The organism is Trinickia sp., from assembly GCF_051961175.1.
In the GTDB taxonomy this organism is placed as follows: domain Bacteria; phylum Pseudomonadota; class Gammaproteobacteria; order Burkholderiales; family Burkholderiaceae; genus Trinickia.
Genome location: NZ_JBQCDN010000161.1, coordinates 1 through 6,506 on the forward strand (window position 1 = coordinate 1; position 6,506 = coordinate 6,506).

Annotated in this window: 6 protein-coding genes; 4 read left to right on the forward strand and 2 right to left on the reverse strand. The window is 61.5% G+C overall.

Going from position 1 to position 6,506, the window contains the following annotated elements; genetic code table 11:
- The coding region (locus ACTHL0_RS09295) for an MFS transporter (RefSeq protein WP_440566439.1) at positions 1-1,579 on the forward strand (1,579 nt) is incomplete at its 5' end.
- A gap of 85 nt (positions 1,580-1,664) precedes the next feature.
- Here ACTHL0_RS09295 and ACTHL0_RS09300 read toward each other — a convergent pair.
- Positions 1,665-2,075 carry a VOC family protein gene (locus ACTHL0_RS09300; RefSeq protein ID WP_440566440.1) on the reverse strand — a complete coding sequence of 137 codons (411 nt, stop codon included), beginning with the start codon at positions 2,073-2,075 and terminating at the stop codon, positions 1,665-1,667.
- 385 nt (positions 2,076-2,460) lie between these two features.
- On the opposite strand from ACTHL0_RS09300, the gene ahpC reads away from it, so the two are divergent.
- Together ahpC and ahpF are read left to right on the forward strand one after the other, a co-directional pair.
- Positions 2,461-3,024, forward strand: coding sequence for an alkyl hydroperoxide reductase subunit C (gene ahpC, locus ACTHL0_RS09305; protein WP_440566441.1), 564 nt, complete (start codon positions 2,461-2,463; stop codon positions 3,022-3,024).
- A gap of 133 nt (positions 3,025-3,157) precedes the next feature.
- Positions 3,158-4,756, forward strand: a complete 1,599-nt coding sequence (ahpF, locus tag ACTHL0_RS09310; protein ID WP_440566442.1) for an alkyl hydroperoxide reductase subunit F — start codon at positions 3,158-3,160, stop codon at positions 4,754-4,756.
- Between the two features lie 119 nt (positions 4,757-4,875).
- Here the strand turns inward: ahpF and ACTHL0_RS09315 are convergent, their stop codons facing one another.
- Positions 4,876-5,181: a panthothenate synthetase gene (locus tag ACTHL0_RS09315; protein ID WP_440566443.1), complete on the reverse strand. Its 306-nt coding sequence runs from the start codon at positions 5,179-5,181 to the stop codon at positions 4,876-4,878.
- A gap of 561 nt (positions 5,182-5,742) precedes the next feature.
- Between ACTHL0_RS09315 and ACTHL0_RS09320 the strand changes: the two genes are divergently transcribed.
- The coding region (locus ACTHL0_RS09320; protein WP_440566444.1) for a HAMP domain-containing protein at positions 5,743-6,506 on the forward strand (764 nt) is incomplete at its 3' end.

Genomic DNA, 6,506 nt, shown 5'->3' on the forward strand with positions numbered 1-6,506 from the left:
CACCCGCGCTGTTGCCGCCCAAGCAAGCCCGTGTGACGAACTCGTCATCCGCTCGCAGCACGCAACAGTGGATCGGCCATGCCGGCGCAAGCGTCTTGCGCTCGCCGCGACGATTCTCGGCTCGAGCATGGCATTTATCGACGGCTCTGTCGTTAACGTAGCGCTGCCCGCCATTCAGAGTGAGCTGCACGCGAGCGTCGCGGCACTGCAGTGGGTCGTTAACGCCTACTTGCTCTTTCTCGCGTCGCTCGTGCTGGTGGGCGGGTCGATGGGAGACAAGCTCGGCCGCCGCACGGTGTTCATTGTTGGCATAGGAATCTTCACGCTGGCGTCGGCCGCTTGCGGGCTAGCGCCAAACGCGGGTTCTCTAATCGCAGCGCGCGCGGTGCAGGGCATCGGCGCCGCACTGTTCGTCCCGAGCAGCCTGGCGATCATCGGCGCCGTATTCGAAGGCGAAGCGCGCGGACGGGCAATCGGTACCTGGGCGGGCGTCGGCGCCATCACGTCGGCGGTGGGGCCGGTGGCGGGCGGCGCGCTTGTCGACACGTTGTCCTGGCGGGCTATCTTCTTCCTCAACGTGCCGCTCGCCACGGCGACGATTGCGCTCGCGATTTCGTCGGTGCCGAACAGCTATAAGGCCGATGCGCGTGAACGATTGGACTGGGCTGGCGCGCTGAGCGCGGCCGCTGGGCTCGCCGCCCTCACCTACGGCCTGACCCAAGTGCCGGCGCATGGTTTCGCACATCCGGTCGTACTGTGCGCGATCGGCGCCGGCGTGCTCGTGCTGGCCGCGTTTGTCATGATCGAAGCGAATAGTCGTTGTCCGATGACGCCGCTCGACATCTTCCGCTCTCGCGATTTCGCCGGCGCCAACGTCGTCACGCTGCTGCTCTACTTCGGCCTCAGCGGCGCACTGTTCTTCCTGCCATTCACGCTGATTCGCGCACGTGGCTACACTGCGACCGAAGCGGGCGCTGCGCTGCTGCCAGTGCCTGTCATCATGGGTTTGCTGTCGCGCTTCACCGGAGGCATTACGAACCGTTTCGGTTCGCGAATCCTGCTGAGCGCTGGCCCGGGCGTTGCCGGAATCGGGTTCGCGATGCTCGCGCTGCCGTTCGTTAGCGGCAGCTTTTGGGCCGGGATCCTCCCTGCGCTAACCGTACTGGGGCTCGGAATGACCATCACGGTCGCGCCGCTGACGACGACCGTCATGAACTCAGTGCCGAGCGACCGTACAGGCGTCGCATCCGGCATCAACAACGCGGTTGCGCGCGTGGCGAGCCTGCTCGCGGTCGCGGTGCTCGGCATCGTATTCGTGTGGTCGCACGACGCGGCGCTGGCGGCACGGCTCGACAAACTGAACGTTCCTCCGCAAGTGCGCCAAACCGGACAGTTACTGGAGCCGGACCCTCACCCCGGGGCCGCAGCCGCCGATGCTCAAAAGCCGCCGCTCACCCCCGTGGCTCAGGCGCAAGCCGACGCCATCACCGATGCGCTGCGCGCTGTCGCACTGGTTTCGGCCCTGTGCGCGTTCGCAGCGGCAGGTCTCGCGGCGGTGACCATCCAGCCCCGCCAGTAACGTGCTTCACGTCGCCAGAAGCGTCTAATTGCAGACGGACGACGAAGCCCCACATTCAAATCTCTCCTGCTTCCGACATATGGGTCTATCCGTCGCTGCCCAAACTCGAACGGATCTCGGCCGCCGAGAGGTCGCGCTGATGCGTGGCAATCTGCCAAGTGTTTCCCCATGGATCTCTGACCATCGCTCGCCTGTCGCCATATGGCATGTCGGCCGGCGCTTCAAGCGAGATCGCACTGGCTGCAATCGCTCGCCGGTAGGTCGAATCGACATCCTCAACATAGACATACAGAAATGCCGGCATCGGCTCGCGAAGGCCGTCGCCGCCGCTCACCATCACGACGGAATCGCCGATCCGGATTTCGGCAGGCAGTCCGTGACGGAATTCGCCACGTGCCTGAAATACCTTCCAGATAAATGTGATCAGGTTTTCCGGTTCACGCACGACAATGCGCGGCGTGACGGTGTGCCACCCATCAGGCTGAAATGTAGCCACGTCGGAGCCTCGGAAAAGATGCGCAAGGCATTGTCCCCCGAGCGCCGGATGTCTGCAAAGCGTCGACCCATCAGACGTTCGGAGCATCGCCCAACAAGCGGGGAAGCGCCGGCAATCCTGCCGGACGGCGGTACGCCCTCTCTATGCTGGATCGCTGCGTGCTCCTTTCGTTCGACCGGGGAATAGCGGTCGTGCGCATCGTCCGGGTTGCCTCCGACGTCGCCCCGCATCCCCGGCCGGCGCATCCGCTATGGCGTCGTTAGGCTCACTCTATCGGTTAGATAGCAACTATCAAATAGCGTATAATGTTAGTTTTCTTCAATATAGAGTCCGTCAAACGGCAAACGCAGGCAAACGCAGCACCAACCCTTCTCGAGGAAACTTTATGTCGCTCATCAACACCCAAGTCCAACCGTTCAAGGCACAAGCTTTCCACAACGGCAAGTTCGTTGAGGTCACGGAACAGTCGCTCCTGGGCAAGTGGTCGGTCGTGATCTTCATGCCGGCTGCATTCACGTTCAACTGCCCGACCGAAGTCGAGGACGCGGCAGAAAACTACGCCGAGTTCCAAAAGGCCGGCGCGGAAGTCTACATCGTCACGACCGACACGCACTTCTCGCACAAGGTGTGGCACGAAACGTCGGAAGCCGTGGGCAAGGCCAAGTTCCCGCTGGTTGGCGACCCGACGCACCAGCTGACGAACGCGTTCGGCGTGCATATCCCGGAAGAAGGTCTGGCCCTGCGCGGCACCTTCATCATCAACCCGGAAGGCACGATCAAGACGCTGGAAGTGCACGACAACGCGATCGCTCGCGACGTCTCGGAAACGCTGCGCAAGCTGAAGGCTGCGCAATTCGTCGCCGCCAACCCTGGCCAAGTCTGCCCGGCCAAGTGGAAGGAAGGCGCGAAGACGCTGACCCCGTCGCTCGACCTCGTCGGCAAGATCTAAGCAGCATCAATCTGCGTCAATTGGCGTCAATCGCAATGACGAATTGACGATTCGACGGTCTGACGCGCCGGCCGGGTACCCCGGCCGGCCTCGAAATTCCTGGTTCGTAACCTCTCAAGCATCGAGGATCACTATGTTGGACGACAGCCTCAAGGGCCAATTGCAAGCCTACTTGCAACGCGTGAATCAGCCGTTCGAACTCGTGGCATCGCTGGACGAACAAGCCAGCTCGCGCGAACTCGAGGCACTGCTGAAGACCATCGCCGAGCTGTCGGACAAGATCACCGTGCGCACCGATGGCAATGACGCGCGCAAGCCGTCGTTCAGCCTGAATCCGGTGGGCGGCGGGCAAAGCCTGCGCTTTGCCGCCATCCCGCTCGGTCACGAATTCACTTCGCTCGTACTCGCCCTGCTCTGGACCGGCGGCCATCCGCCCAAGGTCGAGCCGGAGCTGATCGAGCAAATCAAGGCGCTCGACGGCGACTATCGCTTCGAGGTCTACATGTCGCTGTCTTGCCATAACTGCCCGGACGTCGTGCAGGCGTTGAGCTTGATGGCGGTGCTCAACCCGCGCGTCAAAACCGTCGTGGTGGACGGCGCGCTGTTCCAGGGCGAAGTGGACGAGCGCCAGATCATGGCCGTCCCGAGCGTCTATTTGAACGGCGAAATGTTCGGCGCGGGCCGGATGGATCTCGCGGAAATCGTCGCGAAGCTCGATACGGGTTCCGCGGAACGTGAAGCGGCGAAGCTCAACGCGAAGAATGCCTTCGACGTGCTGATCGTCGGTGGCGGGCCTGCCGGATCGGCGGCTGCGGTTTATGCCGCGCGTAAGGGTATCGATACGGGCATCGCCGTTGAACGGATGGGCGGTCAGGTCAACGATACTTTGTCGATCGAGAACTACATCTCCGTGCTCGAAACCGACGGTCCGAAGTTCTCGGCCGCGCTCGAAGCGCAAGTGCGCCACTACGGTGTCGACATCATGTCGCAGCAGCGCGCTGTCGAACTGATTCCGGCCTCGCAGCCGGGCGGCTTGGTGGGCGTGCGGATGGAAAACGGCGGCGTGCTCAAGAGCCGCAGCGTCATTATCTCGACCGGCGCGCGCTGGCGTAATGTCAACGTGCCGGGCGAGCAGGAGTACAAGAACAAGGGCGTAGCCTACTGCCCCCACTGCAACGGCCCGCTCTTCAAGGGCAAACGCGTCGCGGTGATCGGCGGTGGCAACTCGGGCGTCGAAGCGGCGATCGATCTGGCCGGTGTCGTGGCGCATGTCACGTTGATCGAGTTCAACGATCAGCTGAAGGCCGACGCGGTGCTGGTTGCCAAGCTCGGCAGCCTGCCCAATGTCACGGTGCATGTGAATGCGCAAACGACGGAAATCACTGGCGACGGCAACAAGGTGAACGGCCTGCGTTATAAGGATCGCGTGAGCGGTGTCGAGCACACGGTCGACCTCGAAGGCGTGTTCGTTCAGATCGGTCTCGTGCCGAATACTGAATGGCTCAAGGGCACGATGGAGTTGAGCCGGTTCGGCGAAATCGTTGTCGATGCCAAGGGGCAGACGAATGTGCCGGGTGTGTTTGCGGCCGGCGATTGCACGACGGTTCCGTTCAAGCAGATCGTGATCGCAGCGGGCGATGGGGCGAAGGCGGCATTGAGCGCGTTCGATTACCTGATTCGTACGCCTGAGGTGGTGGAAACCGCGCAGGACTTGAGCGCGGTCGAAGCCTGAGCGGTTGTTGAGCCATCCTGATGGCTCGCCCGCGCGTCGCAATCGCTTGGCGCGCTCTCAGTAGCTAACCTATGTCCCACGCCCAGCCGGCATGCGCTGCAGCGCCATGCCGGCTTTCTTTATTTCCATTTCGATCCAAGACTTTCCAACCCGGCCTGCTTCAGGTCCTCGGGCACCATCACTACGCGAAACTCGCAGTCGGCGTTGAACATCAGAAACCAAGGTTCGGCGAATGCCGGGACCTGCGAGGGCTCATCGAGGTTGACGATGATGACGGCGCCCCGCGTTCCATTTTGCTCGGTAAAGTAGACCGCTTCGGGTTTTGTCTCCTGGAGTATTCGGTCCATCACCTCCCCGATGGTGCCGTCGCGCACAAAAGCATTGAACGGTTCATGGGGAATTCGTACGTTGAGAAGCATGCGCATGGGCCTTCTCCTGACTAGAAGCTAGAAGCGTTGAGGGAGCCTCCTAGCATAGGAACTCTGCGGCAAGGCTTTGGTGGCTTGGGCAACATAGCGCGACACTCTCTCTAGTCGGCGCCGCTGAAGCACCACTGGTGTTCGACCGCAAACCAGCGTGCAAGCAACGCCGCTCACGGGAATTCAACGAGATCGGGTTCGTTCAAACAAGCACTCGCGAATGCGAAAGATCGCGAATGCGGCCGCCCGAGTCCACCACGCCGGGCCGTTCCTCGCCTCGCACACCAAAGCGCACCCACTTCATGCACGTCTCCTCTTTAGGATCGAAACAAGTCTGTGCAACGGATGTTGAAGCGAAAGCGAAATCGATAGCCGAACAATTCGAAATTCACATGGGGCGATACGGGGAGCGAATCGCAGACGACGGGACGCTCAGCCGAAACGCTCCAATCGGAGTAAGGATAAACAGACCGCTCAGATTACAGAAGATTAAGGATTTCCTTACAATCAGAATACGCCATTTCAGCCGTTAACAGAGCGGGCAACATTTAATTTGCATCGGGCTCTATGAACATCAAGCAAAAGCTTCAACTCCTCGTGGCGGTATCCGTGGTGTCCCTCGGTGGCGGCATCGTCGTTTCCGCTCTCAGCCTGAGCACCGCCGACCAAACCCAGCGAAACACGCGGCGTCAACAAGAAATCGCGGTTGCACTGACGGAAATGAAAGCGTATGCCCTCTCGACGATCGAGACGGACCCGACCTCCGATGACACGAAGCACATCTTTGCGGATGCCGAGCAGAACATCGAACAGCGGGCGGAGCAGATCAAGCCGCTACTCGACGATTCTGAGACGCAGGCTCAGGTAGCCACCGTTCTCGCCCAATGGAACAGCTACGACCGCAAGTCGCGCGACATCATCGATCTGGCAACCCGAGACGTGAAGACCGCCAATGACAAAATGACGGCGCTCTACCACAACGACTTCAAGCCCATGCAAGCCGAGTTCGAACGACTCGGCCGTGCGGCAAACCAACAAGCTCAGCGAGCCGCAGACACGGCGCAGCGCATCAGAACCCGTACCCGCTGGACCATCATCGTCGTGCTTGCCGCCATTCTCGTATTGATTGTCGGTTGGATCACGGCGCTGTCGCGCTCGATTCTCGGCGCGCTCGACAGCATCAAGACGACTTTGGAACGGGCCAGCACGTCGCTCGATCTCACGCTGCGCGCGCCGGTCCTGGCCCATGACGAGATCGGCGCGGCGGCGACCGGGTTCAATGTCCTGATGACGCGCGTCGGCGAAGCGATGCACGCGGTGCGGCAGTCGGC